Here is a 16,349-nt window from a genome sequence, read left to right as displayed (position 1 = left end):
GTGCGGCCCGTGTGGCGGGCGATGCTTACCGCGCCGGTCGAAGATCGGCCATGACGCGTTCCAGGTGGAATTCGGTATCCCCCAGTTGATGGTCGATCATGACGAGCCGTTTGGCGTAATGCGAAGCCGGGTATTCCCAGGTCATCGCGATGCCGCCCTGCATCTGGATCGACTCTTCTGCGACCAGTCTGGCGGCCCGCCCGATCAGGTTCTTGGCCATCGAGACGCTGCGTGACTGTGCCTGCGTGCCCATGCGGGAGGCGGCGAGGATGGTGATGGACCGGGCCTGTTCGATCTCGATCCCCAGGTCGACCGCGCGATGCTGCAGCGCCTGAAAGCCCCCGATGGGGCGCCCGAACTGTTTGCGGGTCTTGAGATAATCGATGAGCATCGCATTTGCGGCGTCCATTGCGCCGACGGCTTCGGCGGCGAGTGCGAGAGCGCCCCAGTCGAGCGCGTCCTGCAGCATCGCGCCGGCGTCGCCGGCCACGAGAATGGCCTCGCTCTTGTCGAGGAACATCTCGCCCGCGCCGCCCCCGTCGATCATGCCATAGGCCGTGATATCGGCGTTGCCCGGGGCAATCTCGAACAGGCCGATGCCACCCGCATGGCGCGCCGCAATCAGGATCCTGTCGGCGGCCTCGGCGCCGTAGACCACTGATTTCCTGCCGGTGAGTCTCCATCCACCGCCGGAATCCGTTGCCTCGGTGGTGATATCCTCCACCGCGTAGGGCGCATCGATCTCGCCGATGGCTACCGCGTAACTGGTCGCGCCCGACAAAAGCGGCTCCAGATCCGCGCCGCTTGCCATCAGCAGCCGCGTTGCGAGCAATTGCGGCAGGACCGGTTCGGGACAGAGCGCGCGGCCAAGCTGTTCGAAGACGGTGACCACATCGAAGCCGGCGCCGCCGAAGCCGCCCCTGTCTTCCGGCGCGAGCGCATAGAGAACGCCCAACTCGGCCAGGTCGCGCCATTTCTGCGCATCGTGAAAGGGAGCGTCATACGCAACCGCATTCCGGTGCTCGATCCCGTAATGATCGCTCAGATAGCGGCCGAGACTGTCGGCCAGCATCCGGCGGTCTTCGGAAACCTCGAAATCCATCAGCCCAGCATCCCCTTGGCCAGAATGTTCTTCTGGATCTCGTTCGACCCGCCATAGATCGAAATCTTGCGATTGTTGAAATAGCTGGCCGCGTTCGCGGCATGGTCTTCGGGCACGAGGGCCGCGTTGCCGTCCAGCGCCTCCGACGGGAAGGGTGCCGCGGCGGGGCCGAGTGCCCGGCGGGCGAGATCGTTGATCGCCTGCCGGATGACCGTGCCCTTGATCTTGAGCATCGAGGTCTCGGGCCCCGGCGCGCCCTTTTTCTGGGCGTCGGCCAACATGCGGAGATTGGTGAGCCTCATCGCTTCGAGATCGATCTCAACCTCGGCCAGCCTGGCCGCGAAAAGCTGGGTGTCGATCAGGCGCTTGCCGCCGCGTCTGACCTGTGTGGCCAGCGATTTCAGCTGTTCCAGCGCTTCGATCGAAAACCCGACGCCGGCGATATTCGTGCGCTCATGCAGCAGCAGATACTTGGCGATGGTCCAGCCCATGTTTTCTTCGCCCACCAGATTTGAAACCGGTACACGCACATCGGTGAAAAAGACCTCGTTGACCTCGTATCCGCCTTCGATCAGGCGGATCGGACGCATCTCGATCCCCGGCGTATCGAGATCCACCAGCACGAAACTGATGCCCTCCTGCGGTTTGCCGTCGGTTTTCGTGCGCACCAGACAGAAGATGCGATTGGCGTGCTGGCCAAGTGTGGTCCAGGTTTTCTGGCCATTGATGATGTAGTCGTCCCCGTCGCGGACGGCGCGCGTCTTGAGCGAGGCCAGATCGCTGCCGGCGCCGGGTTCGGAATAGCCCTGACACCACCAGTCGCGCCCGTCGAGGATGCGCGGCAGGTATTCCTCCTGCTGCGCCTTGGTTCCGAACTTGAGCAGGACGGGCCCCAGCATCTTCAGCCCGAACGGCACGATCCGCGGCGCATTGGCGCGACAGCATTCCTCTTCGAAGATATGCTGCTGGACGGCCGACCATCCGGTGCCGCCCGCCTCCACCGGCCATGTCGCGGCAAGCCAGCCTTTGGCGTTCAGGATCGCGTGCCAGCGGTCCATGTCGTCTTTGGTCAGTTCACGGCGCTTGCGCACCTTCTCGGCCAGTTCCGCGGGTAATTCCGCGTTCAGAAAGGCCCGAACCTCGGCCTCGAACGCCTGTTCCTCGGGTGAATAGGTCAGGTCCATTTATCCCTCCCGGTTCAGATCGGCGAAGGTGGTCTCCTCGGCCGCCATGCGCCGCAGGATAGCGGGAACCTGCCAGAAATGCGCGTCTTCCGTTGCGTAGGTTTCGATCCGCTCCACCAGCCGGGCGGCGCCAAGCGTGTCGGCGTGGTGCAGCGGGCCACCATGGTGTCGCGGAAAGCCGTAACCGAAGAGCAGAACCGCATCCACGTCGATCGGCCTGAGCGCAATACCTTCGTCGTAAACGCGCGCGGCCTCCGAGATCATTGCCGTCATGTAGCGCGCCACGATGTCCTCGTCGGTGAACGGTCGCGGGCTGACCCCGTGGCGGGCGCGCTCCGCCTCGATGATCGGTGCGATATCCGGGTTCGGGCCGGTGTCCGCGCCATGAAGGTAGAACCCCTTGCCCGTCTTTCGCCCCAGCCAGCCGGCCTCGACCAGCCGGTCGGCGACCGCCACGTAGCGTTCGGCCTCGGGGCGGGTGGCGTCCAGCCGCCTGCGATTGGCATGGCCGATGTCGAGACCTGCCAGATCGGACATCTCGAACGGGCCCATGGCAAACCCGAAACCGCGGATCGCGGCGTCGATCTGCTCGGGGCTTGCGCCGTCCAGCATCAGGTGATCGGCCGCCTTGCGATAGTGGTTCATGATCCGGTTGCCGATGAACCCGTCGCAGACGCCCGCGCGCACCGCGATCTTGCGGAGCCGTTTGGCCAATGCGAAACCGGTCGCCACGACCTCCGGCCGGGTCGCATCGCCAACCACGACCTCCAGCAGCCTCATCACGTGGGCGGGGGAGAAGAAATGCAGGCCGATCACATCCCCCGGCGATGCGGCGGTCGCGGCGATGTCGTTCAGATCCAGATAGGAGGTGTTGGTCGCAAGGATCGCGCCGGGGCAGATCTTCTCCACCTGTTCGATGATCTGCTTCTTGACCTCCATATCCTCGAAGGCCGCTTCGATAACCAGATCGACGCCATCAAGCCGGGCCATGTCTGTGCTGGCGATCAGGTCAAGGGTGTCGCGTTTTTCGGATGTGAGCTTGCCGCGCCTGACCGCGCCGTCCAGATTGCCGACGATCGCCGATTGCCCCCTTCCCAAGGCGTCCGCATTCTTTTCCACAAGCGTGACCGGAAATCCGGCCAGCAGGCATGCGGTTGCGATGCCCGAGCCCATGGTGCCCGCTCCGATCACGCCGATGCGCCCGATATCACGCGGCCGGGCCGCTGCTTCGGGGATCTTGGCGACCGCGCGTTCCGCGAAGAAGGCATGGATAAGTCCGGCGCGTTGCGGGCTGTCGAGGCAGTCCTGAAAGAGCGCGCGTTCCCGCGCAAGGCCCTCCGGCAAAGGCAGTGTGCTGGCCGCCACCGCCTCGACGCAGCGATGCGGCGAAAAGAGATGGGCCCTGGTCTTGCGCAGCTCGGCCGCCGTCTTGGCGAGGGCGGCGTCATCGGGTTTCGTGTCCAGATCGCCCGTGCGCCGTGTCGGCAGGTCGCCGCGGCGCATGTCGCTGGCCGCTTGCAGGGCCAGATCGCGCGGATCGCCCGTGACGACGCGATCGACCAGCCCCAGAGCCAGCGCCTGCTCCGCGTCGATATGGCGGCCCGTGGTGATCAGGTCCAGCGCGGCGGCTATCCCCGTCAGGCGGGGGGTCCGTTGGGTGCCGCCCGCACCGGGGATGATGCCGAGGGTTACCTCTGGCAGGCCGATGGCGACGCCGGGGACCGCGATGCGCGCATGGGTGGCAAGCGCAACCTCCAGGCCGCCCCCCAACGCCGCGCCGTGGAGGACCGAGATGACCGGCTTGGCGCAGGCCTCCAGCCGGTTGCAGAGCGCGGGCAGCCAAGGGTCTTTCGGCGGCTTTCCGAACTCGCGGATATCGGCGCCCGCGATGAAGCTGCGGCCCTTGCCGTAAAGCGCGATGACGTCGATCTTCGGGTCGGCCTCAAGCGCCTCCACCGCCTCCAGTATCGCCTGCCGCAGCGCGTGGCTGGCGGCGTTTACGGGCGGGTTGTTCAACCCGATCAATCCGGTCGCGCCGACCCGCTCCAGATGCACCACATCGTTCATGTCGCCCTCCCTTTTGCGCGCCATCCCGCCTGCGGGACATACAATTGTCAACCGCTTGGTCGGGAAAGAATTGCCAACCCACCGGTCGCAATCTAGGACATTGATCAGTCACAGCGAGGAGACCGGGATGCCAGAGGCCTTTATTTGCGATTACATCCGCACGCCCATCGGGCGGTTCGGCGGTGCCCTTTCCGGGGTGAGAGCCGATGATCTCGGTGCGGTCCCGCTGGCCGCGCTGATGGCCCGGAACGAGAGCGTCGACTGGGCGGCGGTGGACGAGGTCATCTATGGCTGCGCCAATCAGGCCGGAGAAGACAACCGCAATGTGGCGCGGATGTGCACGCTTCTGGCGGGGCTGCCGGTGGAGGTTCCGGGGGTCACCGTCAACCGGTTATGCGGATCCGGGATGGATGCGGTGATCGGGGCGGCGCGCGCGATCCGCGCGGGCGAGGCGGAGATGATGATCGCAGGCGGGGTCGAAAGCATGTCGCGCGCGCCTTTCGTCATGCCCAAGGCCGACACCGCGTTTTCGCGCAAGGCGGAGATCCACGACACCACAATCGGCTGGCGCTTCGTCAACCCCGTGATCAAGGCGCAATACGGGATCGACAGCATGCCCGAGACGGCCGAAAACGTGGCCGCCGACTATGCCATTGCCCGCAGCGATCAGGATGAATTCGCGCTTCGCTCCCAGATCAGGGCGGCGGCGGCGCAGGATAACGGGCGTCTGGCGCGGGAAATCACGCCCGTGACGATCCCGCAGCGCAAGGGCGCTCCCGTGGTTGTGGACCGGGACGAGCATCCGCGCGCCACCACGGCGGAGAAACTGGCCGCCCTTCCCACGCCCTTCCGGGCCGATGGCAGCGTGACTGCCGGCAACGCCTCTGGCGTCAATGACGGCGCGGCCGCGTTGATCATCGCGTCGGAGGAGGCGGCCCGCCGACATGGGATGACGCCCGTTGCGCGCATCATGGGCGGGGCTACGGCGGGCGTGCCGCCCCGGATCATGGGGATGGGGCCGGCGCCGGCGACGCAAAGGCTTTGCGCGCGTCTGGGTCTTGCCCCTTCGGATTTCGACGTGATCGAGCTGAACGAGGCCTTTGCCGCTCAGGGGCTGGCCGTCCTCAGGGCGCTTGATCTGCCGGATGACGCGGTGCACGTGAACCCCAATGGCGGGGCGATCGCCCTTGGCCACCCTCTGGGCATGTCGGGGGCCCGGATTGCCGGCACCGCGGCGCTTGAATTGCAGGCGCGTGGCGGCCGGTACGGGCTTGCGACCATGTGCATCGGCGTGGGGCAAGGTATCGCCGTTGGGCTGGAACGGGTGTGATCGGCCGGCAGTTTCCCCCGCGTGCGCCATGATGCGGACGGGCTCCGGGGTGCTTGATGCGGACAGGTCCGCCGCGCCCCGCTCTCAGGCGCGGGCAAGCGGCCTCATCAGCCCCTCCTGCGCGGTGGAGGCGACCAGCGTTCCGTCGGCGGCATAGATCAGCCCGCGGTTCACGCCGCGTCCGCCGCCGGTCCATGGGCTGTCCATCACGTAAAGATGCCAGGCTCCGAAATCGACGGGCGCGTGGAACCACACCGCGTGATCCAGACTGGCGGTCATGATGTCGCCGGTGAACCAGCTCTGGCCATGGGGCCGCAGCCCCGTGCCCAGAAGATGCAGATCGCTGGCATAGGTGAGCAGGCAATGCTGCATCCATGCCGACGCATCCGGCACCGGGCGGGTCAGCCGGAACCAGACGGCATGGCCATCCGGGGCGGGCGTGGGCGCCATCAGGTCATATTCGTCGGTCGGCCGAAGCTCGATGGGAGAGGGCCGCAGGATATCGTCGCGCCGCGCGGCGGGCGCGCGGGCCGCAAGACCGGCCTTGGCCTCGGCGCGGGACGGCAGGGTTTCGGGGTCGGGCGCCGCCGGCATCGGGTGCTGATGGTGAAACCCCGTCTCCTCGATATGAAACGAGGCCGACATGTTCAGGATTTGCCGTCCATTCTGGATCGCGATCACCCGGCGGGTGGTGAAACTGCCGCCATCGCGGGCGCGGTCGACCTCGTAGATCACCGGGCGCGACGGATCGCCGGGGCGCATGAAATAGGCATGAAGCGAATGGCAGCGGCGGCCATCCACGGTGTGATAGGCCGCCGACAAAGCCTGCCCCACAACCTGCCCGCCGAAGATGCGTTTGGAGGTTTCGCCGCCCGAACCCTTGCCGCGATAGAGGTTCATCTCCAGTGGTTCGATATCCAGAAGATCGAGAAGTGCGGCAACGGGATCGGTCATGTGCGGGTCCTTCGGCGTGGTCCTGTCGCGGTCTCTACGCCTTTGACGGGCAGGGCACAAATCCTTCGCCTTGCGCTTCTGCGCCGATCGGGGGCAGTCTGCCGCCAAAGAGGAGGGGCCCCATGAGCAAACCTTGTATCATCTGCGTGGCGATTACCGGATCGGTGCCGCGCAAATCCGACAATCCGGCCGTGCCGATCACCATGTCCGAACAGGTGGAAAGCACACATGCGGCCTATGAGGCCGGCGCGAGCATCTGTCACGCCCATGTCCGCAACGACGACGAAACCCCCAGTTCCGACCCCGAGAAATTCGCGCGCCTGAAAGAGGGGCTGGAGGCGCATTGCCCCGGCATGATCCTTCAGTTTTCCACCGGCGGGCGCTCGGGCGCTGGCAAGGAGCGGGGCGGAATGCTCTCCCTGCGGCCGGACATGGCGTCGCTTTCGGTCGGGTCCAACAACTTCCCCACGCGGGTCTATGAAAATCCGCCCGATCTGGTGGATTGGCTGGCCTCCGAAATGCTGACCTACCAGATCAAGCCGGAGATCGAGGCTTTCGACCTGTCCCATATCCATCAGGCCGCGAAAATGCAGGCTGACGGTCGCCTTGCCGCGCCCGCCTATGTGCAATTCGTCATGGGCGTGAAGAACGCAATGCCCGCAGACCGGGATGTCTTCGATTATTATGTGCGCACGATGGCGCGACTTCTTCCCGACAGCGAGTGGTGCGCCGCCGGGATCGGGCGCCACCAGATCGAGGTCAACGAATGGTCGGTCGCCGCGGGCGGGCATGCGCGCACGGGACTGGAGGACAATGTGCGGCTGAACCGCGAAAGGCTTGCCCCGTCGAACGCCGCGCTGGTGACACGGGTCGCCGAGATTTGTGCAGAACATGACCGTCCTGTGGCCACGCCGTCCCAAGCCCGCGAAATCCTGGGCCTGCGCCCGGCCTGATTGCTGCTATATGTCGGGGGAGCGGGCCGGGGGCAGGGCGGGCGCCGGGGCCTATCCCGTTTCTGCCCGAATTCCGGGCGATCGCGGCCTCTTCCTTGGACAAGCGCGCAGGGATTGGCTTCTATGTGCCAAAGATCGAACGGAGATCGCCCATGACCCGACCCAAACGCTTCTGGCGCGAGATGACCACGCGGGACTTTGCGGCGGCAGGGACGGGCGACTGGATTGCCGTCCTTCCCGTCGCGGCCATCGAGCAGCACGGCCCGCACCTGCCGGTCGGGGTGGATGCGCTGATCGCGGAGGCGATGGTGGCGCGCGCGGCGGACGCCCTGCCCGAAGACAGCCCGGCCACGTTTCTGCCGGTTCAGCAGATCTGCAAGTCCAACGAACACACTGCCTTTCCCGGCACGCTGACGCTGGACTGGGAGGTGGCGATCAAGTCATGGCTTCAGATCGGAGCGAGTGTAGCGCGCGCGGGCGCGCGCAAGCTGATCCTGATCACCAGCCACGGCGGGAATGTCCCCCCGATGGAGATCGTGGCGCGCGAATTGCGCCAGAGCCATGGCATGGCCGTCGTCACCACCGCCTGGACCCGGTTGCGCGATGCGTCGGTTTACGACTATCCCGACGGGCCGATGGTGGATATCCATGGCGGGCTGTCGGAAACATCGATGATGCTTGCGCTCTGGCCCGATCTTGTGGCGATGGAGCATGCGGAGGATTTCGGCTCCGCCCAGACGGCGCTTCGGCAGGGATCGGCCAGGCTGGGCTATCACATGGCGGAGGCGAACATGGCCTGGCTTGCCCATGACCTGAACCCCACGGGCACCGTGGGCGACGCCTCCCGCGCCACCGCAGCGCTTGGCGCGGCCGACGTGGCCGGCCAGATCGCGGGGTTTTGCGCCCTGATCGAGGATCTGGCCCGCGTCACCCCGCCCGACCACGGCGGTTAGGCCCGGCGCGTCAGGCTGATCAGCGTCGAGGCAAGGAAGACCAGCGCGGCGGCGCAGACGATGCTGGGTCCGGTCGGGGTGTCGAACTGGAAAGACGCCCACAGCCCGGCCAGCGCCGACGCGGCGCCGATGCCGCCGGCGGTCAGAGCCATCGCCTCCGGCGATCCGCTGAAAGGCCGTGCCGCGGCGGCGGGGATCAGCATCAGTGCGATGATCAGCAACGCCCCGACCACCTTGATCGCCACGGCCACGACCGCCGCCAGCGCAAGCGTCAAGACAAGCTGTTCGCGCCGCGGGTTCACCCCCGCCGCCTTGGCCAGATCGGCGGAAAGCGTTGCGGTCAGCAGTGGCTGCCAGCGCCAGCCGATCAGCATCAGAACCGCCAGCGCGCCGCCCCATATCACGGCCAGATCGGCACGGGTCACGGCAAGGATATCGCCGAAAAGATAGGCCGACAGGTCAACCCGCACCCCGCTCAGAAGCGACACGGCGACAAGGCCGAAGGCCAGTGCAGAATGCGCAAGAACCCCCAGAAACGTGTCGATGCCGTACCCACGTTCGGACAATGTGGAAACCGCAAGCGCCATGGCCAGGCATACGGCCAGAACGCCCGCGAAGATCGAGATCGAGAAACTGAGGCTCAGCGCCACGCCCAGCAATGCCGCATGGGCCGTCGCATCGCCGAAATAGGCCATGCGCCGCCAGACCACGAAGCAGCCAAGGGGGGCCGCGGCGATGGCCACGCCGACGCCCGCCAATGCCGCGCGGATCAGGAAATCATCCAGCATCACTCTGCAACCTCATGGGCGTGGTCGTGATCATGTGCATGGTCGTGGCTGTGACTGTGTTCGTGCCTGTAAAGGGCAAGCGCGCCTTGCGTCCCGGTGCCGAACAGCGCCCGATAGGCCGGTGCGGAGGCCACGATTTCGGGCTTGCCTTCGCAACAGATATGCCCGTTCAGACAGATCACCCGATCAGAGGCGCTCATTACGACATGAAGCTCGTGGCTGACCATCAGCACAGCGCAGCCCAGGTCGCGGCGGACCTGTTCGATCAGCCGGTAGAACGCTGCGGAGCCGGGCTGATCAAGGCCCTGGGTTGCCTCGTCGAGGATCAGGAGATCGGGGTGGTTCAGCAAGGCGCGGGCCAGAAGAACCCGCTGACGCTGGCCGCCGGACAGATCGGTCATCTGACGGGAGAGCAGATCGGCGGCCCCGGCCTCTTCAAGTGCTGCACACATCGCCTTCCGGGTCTGGCGTTGCGGCAGCGACAGAAACCGCGCCACGGTCAGCGGCAGGGTCCGGTCGATATGCAATTGCTGCGGCACATACCCGATTTTGAGCCGGGGCGCGCGGTGGATACTGCCTGCGCTCGGCTCCAGGACGCCGATCAGCGCTTTCAGGAAGCTCGACTTGCCCGAACCGTTGGGCCCGACGATGGTCACGATTTCGCCCGGTTCGATGGCGAAATCGACATTCTGGAGCACGGTTTCCCGCCCCAGGCGCAGGGCCAGATCCCGGGTTTCGATCAGGCTCATTTTTCCGCCCCTGCACAGGCGGGGCAAAGCCCCTCCAACTCGACCACGGCATGTTCCATGGCAAACCCCATGGCCTCGGCCTCCTGATCCAGCGATCGCTCCACCGGTCGTGCCCCGGCTTCGGCGACGGATTCGCATTTGCGGCAGATCAGAAAGGTCGGACGATGCGCGCCGCCCGGATGGGTGCAGGCGATATAGGCGTTCAGGCGTTCGACGCGATGGGCGAAACCATGGCTCACCAGAAAATCCAGCGCGCGATAGGCGATGGGGGGCTGCGCGCCCAACCCTTCGGCCTGAAGCCGGGCGAGGATATCATAGGCGCCATGCGCGCGATGGTCCTCCAGCAGCAGTTCCAGAACCCGCCGGCGGGCCGGCGTCAGGCGCAGGTTTTCCTCCGCGCAGCGCTTTTCCGCCGCCTGCATCGCGTCCCGGATGCAGCTTGCGTGGTCATGGGTTTGAAAGCCGGGCTGGGACATCGGGCAGGATCCGTCACGTGAGGTATTGATATGTTATAACATACCATATAGGAGTTCTCCGACTTCTGACAGGAGAGCCATGCCATGTCCATCCAAATCTTCCCCTTTTGCGCCGTTGTCCTTTCGGTTTCCGTCGGTGCCGCTTGGGCGGATACTCCCCGAATCGTCACCGATATTCCGCCTGTGCATTCGCTCACCGCGCGGGTGATGGAGGGGGTCGGAACGCCCGATCTGCTGGTGGATGGCGCCACCTCGCCGCATGACTTCGCGCTACGTCCATCCCAGGCCGCCGCTCTGGCGGAGGCGGACCTTGTGATCTGGGTGGGGGAGGCGTTGACCCCGGCCTTGGCGGGTTCGATGAGCGCACTGGCAGAACGGGCCGAGTTAGTGGAGTTGATGGCTGTGGAGGGGGCTGTGACGCATGCCTATCGCGAGAGCGTGGGCGGCGATCATGACCATGACCATGACCATGACCACGATCATGACCACGATCATGCAGCGGATCACGGTGACGATACCGCACATGACCACGACAGCCACGCGCATGACGACCATGGTCACGACGCCCATGAAACTGCAGCCCATGAAACTGCAGCCCATGACGACCATCACCATGATCATGACCATTCCGGCATGGACCCCCATGGCTGGCTCGATCCGGCCAACGCGATCCTCTGGACCGGTGTGATCGCGGACCGGCTGGCGGACATGGATCCGGCCAACGCCGCCGTCTATCAGGCAAATGCCCGCGCGGCAGAAGCGGAACTCACACAGTTGCAGGCAGAGATCGCGGAGCGGTTCGGCGCCGGCGTGCAGCCGCAATTCGTGGTTTTCCACGATGCCTATCAGTATTTCGAGACCGCCTTCGGTCTTGCCCCGATCGGCGCGATTTCCCTGTCCGAGGCGGAGGCGCCGTCGGCCGCGCGGGTGGCCGAGATCCGCGACCGGATTGGCGGATTGGGTGCGATCTGCGTCTTTGCCGAGCCGCAATTCGACCCCCGGATCGTGGCGGCGGTCACAGAGGATACACCGGCCAGAACGGCGGTGATCGACCCGTTGGGGGCGCAGCTGGAACCGGGCCCCGAGCTTTATCCGGCGCTGATGCGCGCCATGACCGAAAGCTTCGCCTCCTGCGGCTAGGCTGCGCGTTTCCGGCATGCGTCGCCGTAGCAGGCGCAAAGCACATGGTCCCATCCGGAGCGATAACCAAGCATGGTCTCGGTCGCGGCACTGGCCAGCATCTCGAACCCGGCATGGGTCAGATCGACCCGCGTGCCGGGCCCGTCGGCGGTGAAGACGACGGTGATCTGTGTCGCCTCGGCCGGGTCGCGGCCGACATACCAGTCAAGCGCGAGCTTCGCGCCCGGTTCCCATGCGGTGACGGTCGCCCATGGGTCGGTTCGGCCATCGGGATGGGTTTCGAGGATACGGCCGCCTTCGTGCGGCTCGACCACCACATCCGCGGCGGGTTTCCCGTCTCGGGCGGAAAGGGAATGGCTGTCCAGCGGCCACCAGCTGGCCATGTCTTCGGTGAAGAGATCGAAGGCCTTGTCGGGCGGAAGCGGGACATGAACGGTCTTGTGGATCGGGTCGGTCATTTGGGTGTCTCCGTATCAGGGGGGGATGTGCGGCGCCCGGCCTCCGCTGCGAAAGCGGTGAGCGCGTCGTCCCAGAGGGCATCGAGATAGCGGCGCAACGCGGCCACGCCCTCCGGCGCAAGCGCATAGACGCGGCGTGTGCCCTGCGGCATGACCTCCAGAAGCCCCGCATCGCTGAGTACCTTGAGATGCTGCGATACGGCCGGCCGGCTGACGGTCAATCCGTGCGCCAACTCGCCCACGGGCAGGGCGCCATGGCGGAGCCGCTCGACAATGGCCCGGCGGGTCGGATCCCCAAGAGCGGCAATCGCGGTTTCGGGGTTGGGGCTTGTGTAAGTCATAACTTACCGTAAGTATCTGCTTACGATTCTGTCAACCGAGAGCTTCCGGCAGGCCGGCAAATCGGTCGATATGACCATCGGCAACACGGAAGAGGGACGCGAATGTCAGATGTGATGCAGCAGAACGCGGGCTATGGCCGCTCAGGCCGCGCGGTTCCGACCCATCCGCTTGCGAATGCTGCGCCCGTGCTTGAACAAGCGCTGCCGCAACCTCGCGCGGATCAGATCCCGGTATCTGACGGCGGGGGACGTCGCGGCCCTCCAAACTCGGGAGCCTTTTTCCCCAAGCCGGAAGTCGTGTCAACCAGGCGCCTCTTGAAGCCCAGGTGGCCCACAACTAAGACTCTCTTAACCGTAAGCACATAAGACATCTCCGAGATCAGACAGGCAGGACCCGATGCAAGACCCCGTAGACTATTTCCAGAACAACCTCGTGCCCATGGTGGTCGAACAGACCAGCCGGGGCGAACGCGCCTATGATATCTTCTCGCGGCTCCTGAAAGAGCGGATCATCTTCGTCAATGGCCCGGTCCATGACGGGATGAGCCAGCTGGTGGTGGCGCAGCTTCTGCATCTGGAGGCGGAGAACCCGTCCAAGGAAATCTCGATGTATATCAACTCCCCCGGCGGGGTGGTGACCTCGGGCCTGTCGATCTACGACACGATGCAGTACATCAAGCCCAAGGTGTCGACCCTTGTTGTCGGGCAGGCGGCCTCGATGGGATCGATCCTGTCCGTCGCCGGGGAGGCCGGGATGCGGTTCGCCCTGCCCAACGCGCGGATCATGGTGCACCAGCCCTCGGGCGGTTATCAGGGTCAGGCCACCGACATCATGATCCATGCCGCCGAGACGCAGAAGATCAAGGATCAGATCAATGCCATCTATGTCAAACATACCGGCAACGCGCTGAAAGACGTCGAGGCCACGCTTGAGCGCGACAAGTTCATGTCTCCCGAAGAGGCCAAGGCCTGGGGCCATATCGACGAAATTCTTGAAAATCGTCCCACCGACGACGCAAAGAGTTGATAATATCACAATGCCGCGGGGTGAGCGCCGCGGCTGACATTTTGGCGTTGTGGCTGCCGGGGGGCTGTTCTAGGCTGCTTGGAACGGCATCCCAGACAGGGCCCATATCCGGGTTTGGGCGGGCCTCCGGACACAACCCGTTGAGGTAGATGACATGGCGAATTCCTCCGGCAATGACTCGAAGAACACGCTTTACTGTTCGTTTTGCGGCAAGAGCCAGCACGAGGTGCGCAAGCTGATTGCCGGGCCGACCGTCTTCATCTGCGATGAGTGCGTCGAGCTTTGCATGGATATCATCCGGGAAGAGACGAAATCGGCGGGATTGAAAGCCACCGATGGCGTGCCCAGCCCGAAGGAGATTTGCGAAGTCCTCGATGACTACGTGATCGGGCAAAGCCACGCGAAACGGGTTTTGTCGGTCGCTGTGCACAACCACTACAAGCGTCTCAACCACGCCGGCAAAACCGATATCGAACTGGCCAAATCGAACATCCTGCTGATCGGGCCCACTGGCTGCGGCAAGACGCTTCTGGCGCAGACGCTGGCCCGGATTCTGGACGTTCCCTTCACCATGGCCGATGCGACCACGCTGACCGAAGCGGGCTATGTGGGCGAGGATGTGGAGAATATCATCCTGAAGCTGCTGCAGGCGTCGGAATACAATGTGGACCGCGCGCAGCGCGGCATCGTCTACATCGACGAGGTCGACAAGATCACCCGCAAGTCCGACAACCCGTCGATCACCCGCGACGTCTCGGGCGAGGGTGTGCAGCAGGCGCTGCTGAAGATCATGGAAGGCACCGTGGCCTCCGTACCGCCGCAGGGTGGCCGCAAGCATCCGCAGCAGGAGTTCCTGCAGGTCGACACGACCAATATCCTGTTCATCTGCGGCGGCGCCTTTGCCGGCCTTGAAAAGATCATCGCCCAACGCGGCAAGGGCTCCGCCATCGGGTTCGGCGCCGATGTGAAGGAGAACGACACCCGCGGTGTGGGAGAGATGTTCGGTGAGCTGGAACCCGAAGACCTTCTGAAATTCGGGCTGATCCCGGAATTCGTGGGGCGTCTGCCGGTCATCGCCACACTGACCGATCTGGACGAGGATGCGCTGATCACGATCCTGACGCAGCCGAAGAATGCCCTTGTGAAGCAGTATCAGCGGCTGTTCGAACTGGAAGACGCCAAGCTGAAATTCACCGATGACGCCCTTGGCGCGATTGCGAAACGCGCGATTGCCCGCAAGACCGGTGCACGGGGTTTGCGCTCGATCATGGAGGATATTCTGCTTGATACCATGTTCGATCTGCCGGGTGCCGACGGGGTCGAAGAGGTTGTGGTGAATGAGGAGGCCGTGACCTCCGACGCGCAGCCTTTGCTGATCTATGCGGAACGCTCGAAGGAAGAGCCGGCCAGCGCCGGATGATCCGGCGGATCCGATCGGGAAGCGCCTTCGAAGACAGGTTCTCCTATTGCCGTGCCGTCGTTGCCGGCGGCACGGTCTACGTTGCCGGATCCTGCGCCCATAGCGACGACATGCCGACGGATATCGTCGGGCAATGCGCCTCTGCGTTGCGGGTCGTCGATGCGGCGCTTCGGGACGCGGGGACAGACCTGCAGCATGTGGTGCGCGTCGTATATTACCTGACCGATATCCGGGAACTCGAACATTGCGCGCCGCTGCTGCGCGACGCCTTTGGCGCGCATCCGCCCGCCGCCTCCATCATCGAGGCCAAACTGATCGACCCGGCGGATCGCATCGAGATCGAAGTGACGGCCGTTTTGCCGAGCCAGGCGCCGCTCAGCGCAGCCAGAGATTCTCGCGCTTGAGCGTGTTGCGAATGGCCTGTTCGCGGCGCGGCAGGTTGTCCCGGTCGAAGAGCGCCCGCGCCTTCTGTCCCTTGCCCTGATAGATCATCCGTTTCATCGGCTCGTAGGATTTCAGCACCTTCTTGATCCAGTTCGGGGCGGAGACATCCTCCAGCGCGTCGATGACGAATTGTGGCTCGCGCGCATAGAGAAGGGGCAGAAGCCGGTAGTGGCAGCTGGTCCTGCCGTCAAGCCAGCCCGGCTCAAGCGCCTCGCGCCCGCCGCCAAGCGCATGAATGACAAGCGGCAGCGCCACCTGATCGAGCCAGGGCCAGAGTGACTGGCAGACCAGTTCGCCGGGCGGGTCGTTCCGTATGGCAAGCGCATATTCCAAAAAGCGGTCACCGAATTTGTGCGGACATTCATAGAAGAAAAAGCCCGCGTTGAAATAGAGATACCGCCGCCAGTATTCATCGGGCTCCGTCAGGTCGAGAGAGCTTTCGAAGTCGAGACCGAATTTCTCGTAAAGAGCTCTCCAGATCTGTGTGTAGCCGGGACCATACAGCTCGATCTGCGGCCATGTCCCCTCCCGTCGGAGCGAGGCCGAGGGTCTGGTGAAATCGAACGGCACATCGGAGAGATCTCCGGTGATCAGTGTATCCGTGTCGAAAAAGACAAACGGCTGCCCCCCGGGCAGCGCGGCCAATGCCTCGATCTTGTTGCCATAGGGGTAGCTGTCGCCGAAATGCCGGCTTTCAAAGGGCAGTATCTCCACGTCGAGCCGCGTGAACAGCTGTCGCACGGCCTCGTCATTGATGCGCGGATCCCTCGGCCATAACGCGCCCGGCTGCGGTTCGGCCACGAAAAGCCGGCCGCTGAAGCCCGGGCTGTACTGGCGAAGGGACGCCGCAAAAAGCGCAGCCTCGTATTGCAGCCGGCCCGCTTGCGCGACGACGATAACGTTGAAGGGCTGATCTGAAGGCATGTCCGCTCGCTGGCCGTTATGGCATCAGCGCAGTCTAGC

The 16,349-nt window shown here is 64.7% G+C and carries 17 protein-coding genes; 7 read left to right on the top strand and 10 right to left on the bottom strand.

Features of this window, described 5'->3' with window-relative positions; genetic code table 11:
* Positions 1-25: 25 nt before the first annotated feature.
* From ACQ651_RS12205 to ACQ651_RS12195, 3 genes are read right to left on the bottom strand one after another with little or no spacing between them, the layout of a single operon-like run.
* The gene (locus ACQ651_RS12205) at positions 26-1,102 is read right to left on the bottom strand and encodes an acyl-CoA dehydrogenase family protein (RefSeq protein ID WP_430449416.1); all 1,077 of its coding nucleotides are present in this window, start codon (positions 1,100-1,102) and stop codon (positions 26-28) included.
* The gene (locus tag ACQ651_RS12200) at positions 1,102-2,286 is read right to left on the bottom strand and encodes an acyl-CoA dehydrogenase family protein (protein WP_430449415.1); all 1,185 of its coding nucleotides are present in this window, start codon (positions 2,284-2,286) and stop codon (positions 1,102-1,104) included. Before ACQ651_RS12200 ends, ACQ651_RS12205 begins: the two co-directional genes overlap by 1 nt.
* Positions 2,287-4,353 (bottom strand): 3-hydroxyacyl-CoA dehydrogenase NAD-binding domain-containing protein, encoded by a 2,067-nt coding sequence (locus ACQ651_RS12195; protein ID WP_430449414.1) that lies wholly within the window; start codon positions 4,351-4,353, stop codon positions 2,287-2,289.
* A gap of 127 nt (positions 4,354-4,480) precedes the next feature.
* Between ACQ651_RS12195 and pcaF the strand changes: the two genes are divergently transcribed.
* On the top strand, positions 4,481-5,683 hold the full coding sequence (gene pcaF / locus ACQ651_RS12190; RefSeq protein ID WP_227285175.1) for a 3-oxoadipyl-CoA thiolase: 1,203 nt from the start codon (positions 4,481-4,483) through the stop codon (positions 5,681-5,683).
* Between the two features lie 84 nt (positions 5,684-5,767).
* Here the strand turns inward: pcaF and ACQ651_RS12185 are convergent, their stop codons facing one another.
* Positions 5,768-6,637 carry an acyl-CoA thioesterase gene (locus ACQ651_RS12185; RefSeq protein WP_375551632.1) on the bottom strand — a complete coding sequence of 290 codons (870 nt, stop codon included), beginning with the start codon at positions 6,635-6,637 and terminating at the stop codon, positions 5,768-5,770.
* Between the two features lie 122 nt (positions 6,638-6,759).
* Between ACQ651_RS12185 and ACQ651_RS12180 the strand changes: the two genes are divergently transcribed.
* Positions 6,760-7,590: a 3-keto-5-aminohexanoate cleavage protein gene (locus ACQ651_RS12180; RefSeq protein WP_430449413.1), complete on the top strand. Its 831-nt coding sequence runs from the start codon at positions 6,760-6,762 to the stop codon at positions 7,588-7,590.
* A 152-nt stretch (positions 7,591-7,742) separates the two neighbouring features.
* Positions 7,743-8,543 carry a creatininase family protein gene (locus tag ACQ651_RS12175; protein ID WP_430449412.1) on the top strand — a complete coding sequence of 267 codons (801 nt, stop codon included), beginning with the start codon at positions 7,743-7,745 and terminating at the stop codon, positions 8,541-8,543.
* Here ACQ651_RS12175 and ACQ651_RS12170 read toward each other — a convergent pair.
* The 3 genes from ACQ651_RS12170 to ACQ651_RS12160 are packed head-to-tail and all read right to left on the bottom strand — an operon-like array spanning position 8,540 to position 10,556.
* The gene (locus ACQ651_RS12170; protein ID WP_227285171.1) at positions 8,540-9,331 is read right to left on the bottom strand and encodes a metal ABC transporter permease; all 792 of its coding nucleotides are present in this window, start codon (positions 9,329-9,331) and stop codon (positions 8,540-8,542) included. The genes ACQ651_RS12175 and ACQ651_RS12170 overlap by 4 nt on opposite strands.
* On the bottom strand, positions 9,331-10,080 hold the full coding sequence (locus ACQ651_RS12165; protein ID WP_430449411.1) for a metal ABC transporter ATP-binding protein: 750 nt from the start codon (positions 10,078-10,080) through the stop codon (positions 9,331-9,333). The genes ACQ651_RS12170 and ACQ651_RS12165 overlap by 1 nt, the downstream gene beginning before the upstream one ends.
* Complete coding sequence (locus ACQ651_RS12160; protein WP_430449409.1) at positions 10,077-10,556, bottom strand: transcriptional repressor; 480 nt, start codon at positions 10,554-10,556, stop codon at positions 10,077-10,079. Before ACQ651_RS12160 ends, ACQ651_RS12165 begins: the two co-directional genes overlap by 4 nt.
* A gap of 84 nt (positions 10,557-10,640) precedes the next feature.
* Here ACQ651_RS12160 and ACQ651_RS12155 point away from each other — a divergent pair, with 84 nt between their 5' ends.
* The gene (locus ACQ651_RS12155) at positions 10,641-11,696 is read left to right on the top strand and encodes a zinc ABC transporter substrate-binding protein (RefSeq protein WP_430449408.1); all 1,056 of its coding nucleotides are present in this window, start codon (positions 10,641-10,643) and stop codon (positions 11,694-11,696) included.
* Here ACQ651_RS12155 and ACQ651_RS12150 read toward each other — a convergent pair.
* Both ACQ651_RS12150 and ACQ651_RS12145 read right to left on the bottom strand, forming a co-directional pair.
* The gene (locus tag ACQ651_RS12150; protein ID WP_227285167.1) at positions 11,693-12,154 is read right to left on the bottom strand and encodes an SRPBCC family protein; all 462 of its coding nucleotides are present in this window, start codon (positions 12,152-12,154) and stop codon (positions 11,693-11,695) included. The two genes, ACQ651_RS12155 and ACQ651_RS12150, sit on opposite strands and share 4 nt — an antisense overlap.
* On the bottom strand, positions 12,151-12,495 hold the full coding sequence (locus ACQ651_RS12145; protein WP_430449407.1) for an ArsR/SmtB family transcription factor: 345 nt from the start codon (positions 12,493-12,495) through the stop codon (positions 12,151-12,153). The genes ACQ651_RS12150 and ACQ651_RS12145 overlap by 4 nt, the downstream gene beginning before the upstream one ends.
* Positions 12,496-12,892: 397 nt before the next feature.
* Between ACQ651_RS12145 and ACQ651_RS12140 the strand changes: the two genes are divergently transcribed.
* The 3 genes from ACQ651_RS12140 (at position 12,893) to ACQ651_RS12130 (ending at position 15,346) form a co-directional block, all read left to right on the top strand.
* A complete protein-coding gene (locus ACQ651_RS12140; RefSeq protein WP_121899122.1) occupies positions 12,893-13,522 on the top strand; it encodes an ATP-dependent Clp protease proteolytic subunit in 630 nt (209 codons plus the stop codon).
* Positions 13,523-13,676: 154 nt separating this feature from the next.
* Positions 13,677-14,942 (top strand): ATP-dependent Clp protease ATP-binding subunit ClpX, encoded by a 1,266-nt coding sequence (gene clpX, locus ACQ651_RS12135; protein ID WP_121899123.1) that lies wholly within the window; start codon positions 13,677-13,679, stop codon positions 14,940-14,942.
* On the top strand, positions 14,939-15,346 hold the full coding sequence (locus ACQ651_RS12130) for a Rid family hydrolase (RefSeq protein ID WP_430449406.1): 408 nt from the start codon (positions 14,939-14,941) through the stop codon (positions 15,344-15,346). The genes clpX and ACQ651_RS12130 overlap by 4 nt, the downstream gene beginning before the upstream one ends.
* Here the strand turns inward: ACQ651_RS12130 and ACQ651_RS12125 are convergent.
* A complete protein-coding gene (locus ACQ651_RS12125; RefSeq protein WP_430449405.1) occupies positions 15,318-16,310 on the bottom strand; it encodes a hypothetical protein in 993 nt (330 codons plus the stop codon). The two genes, ACQ651_RS12130 and ACQ651_RS12125, sit on opposite strands and share 29 nt — an antisense overlap.
* Positions 16,311-16,349 lie beyond the last annotated feature (39 nt).

The sequence above is a fragment of the Rhodophyticola sp. genome (assembly GCF_965284195.1).
Classification (GTDB): domain Bacteria; phylum Pseudomonadota; class Alphaproteobacteria; order Rhodobacterales; family Rhodobacteraceae; genus Rhodophyticola.
The sequence above is the reverse complement of the archived record's forward strand: the minus strand, read 5'-3'. Positions and strand labels throughout refer to the sequence as shown.

Coding starts and splice junctions, on each gene's coding strand:
- ACQ651_RS12205 (WP_430449416.1), bottom strand. CDS start 1,102: ATGGATTTCGAGGTTTCCGAAGACCGCCGGATGCTGGCCGACAGTCTC.
- ACQ651_RS12200 (WP_430449415.1), bottom strand. CDS start 2,286: ATGGACCTGACCTATTCACCCGAGGAACAGGCGTTCGAGGCCGAGGTT.
- ACQ651_RS12195 (WP_430449414.1), bottom strand. CDS start 4,353: ATGAACGATGTGGTGCATCTGGAGCGGGTCGGCGCGACCGGATTGATC.
- pcaF (WP_227285175.1), top strand. CDS start 4,481: ATGCCAGAGGCCTTTATTTGCGATTACATCCGCACGCCCATCGGGCGG.
- ACQ651_RS12185 (WP_375551632.1), bottom strand. CDS start 6,637: ATGACCGATCCCGTTGCCGCACTTCTCGATCTTCTGGATATCGAACCA.
- ACQ651_RS12180 (WP_430449413.1), top strand. CDS start 6,760: ATGAGCAAACCTTGTATCATCTGCGTGGCGATTACCGGATCGGTGCCG.
- ACQ651_RS12175 (WP_430449412.1), top strand. CDS start 7,743: ATGACCCGACCCAAACGCTTCTGGCGCGAGATGACCACGCGGGACTTT.
- ACQ651_RS12170 (WP_227285171.1), bottom strand. CDS start 9,331: ATGCTGGATGATTTCCTGATCCGCGCGGCATTGGCGGGCGTCGGCGTG.
- ACQ651_RS12165 (WP_430449411.1), bottom strand. CDS start 10,080: ATGAGCCTGATCGAAACCCGGGATCTGGCCCTGCGCCTGGGGCGGGAA.
- ACQ651_RS12160 (WP_430449409.1), bottom strand. CDS start 10,556: ATGTCCCAGCCCGGCTTTCAAACCCATGACCACGCAAGCTGCATCCGG.
- ACQ651_RS12155 (WP_430449408.1), top strand. CDS start 10,641: ATGTCCATCCAAATCTTCCCCTTTTGCGCCGTTGTCCTTTCGGTTTCC.
- ACQ651_RS12150 (WP_227285167.1), bottom strand. CDS start 12,154: ATGACCGACCCGATCCACAAGACCGTTCATGTCCCGCTTCCGCCCGAC.
- ACQ651_RS12145 (WP_430449407.1), bottom strand. CDS start 12,495: ATGACTTACACAAGCCCCAACCCCGAAACCGCGATTGCCGCTCTTGGG.
- ACQ651_RS12140 (WP_121899122.1), top strand. CDS start 12,893: ATGCAAGACCCCGTAGACTATTTCCAGAACAACCTCGTGCCCATGGTG.
- clpX (WP_121899123.1), top strand. CDS start 13,677: ATGGCGAATTCCTCCGGCAATGACTCGAAGAACACGCTTTACTGTTCG.
- ACQ651_RS12130 (WP_430449406.1), top strand. CDS start 14,939: ATGATCCGGCGGATCCGATCGGGAAGCGCCTTCGAAGACAGGTTCTCC.
- ACQ651_RS12125 (WP_430449405.1), bottom strand. CDS start 16,310: ATGCCTTCAGATCAGCCCTTCAACGTTATCGTCGTCGCGCAAGCGGGC.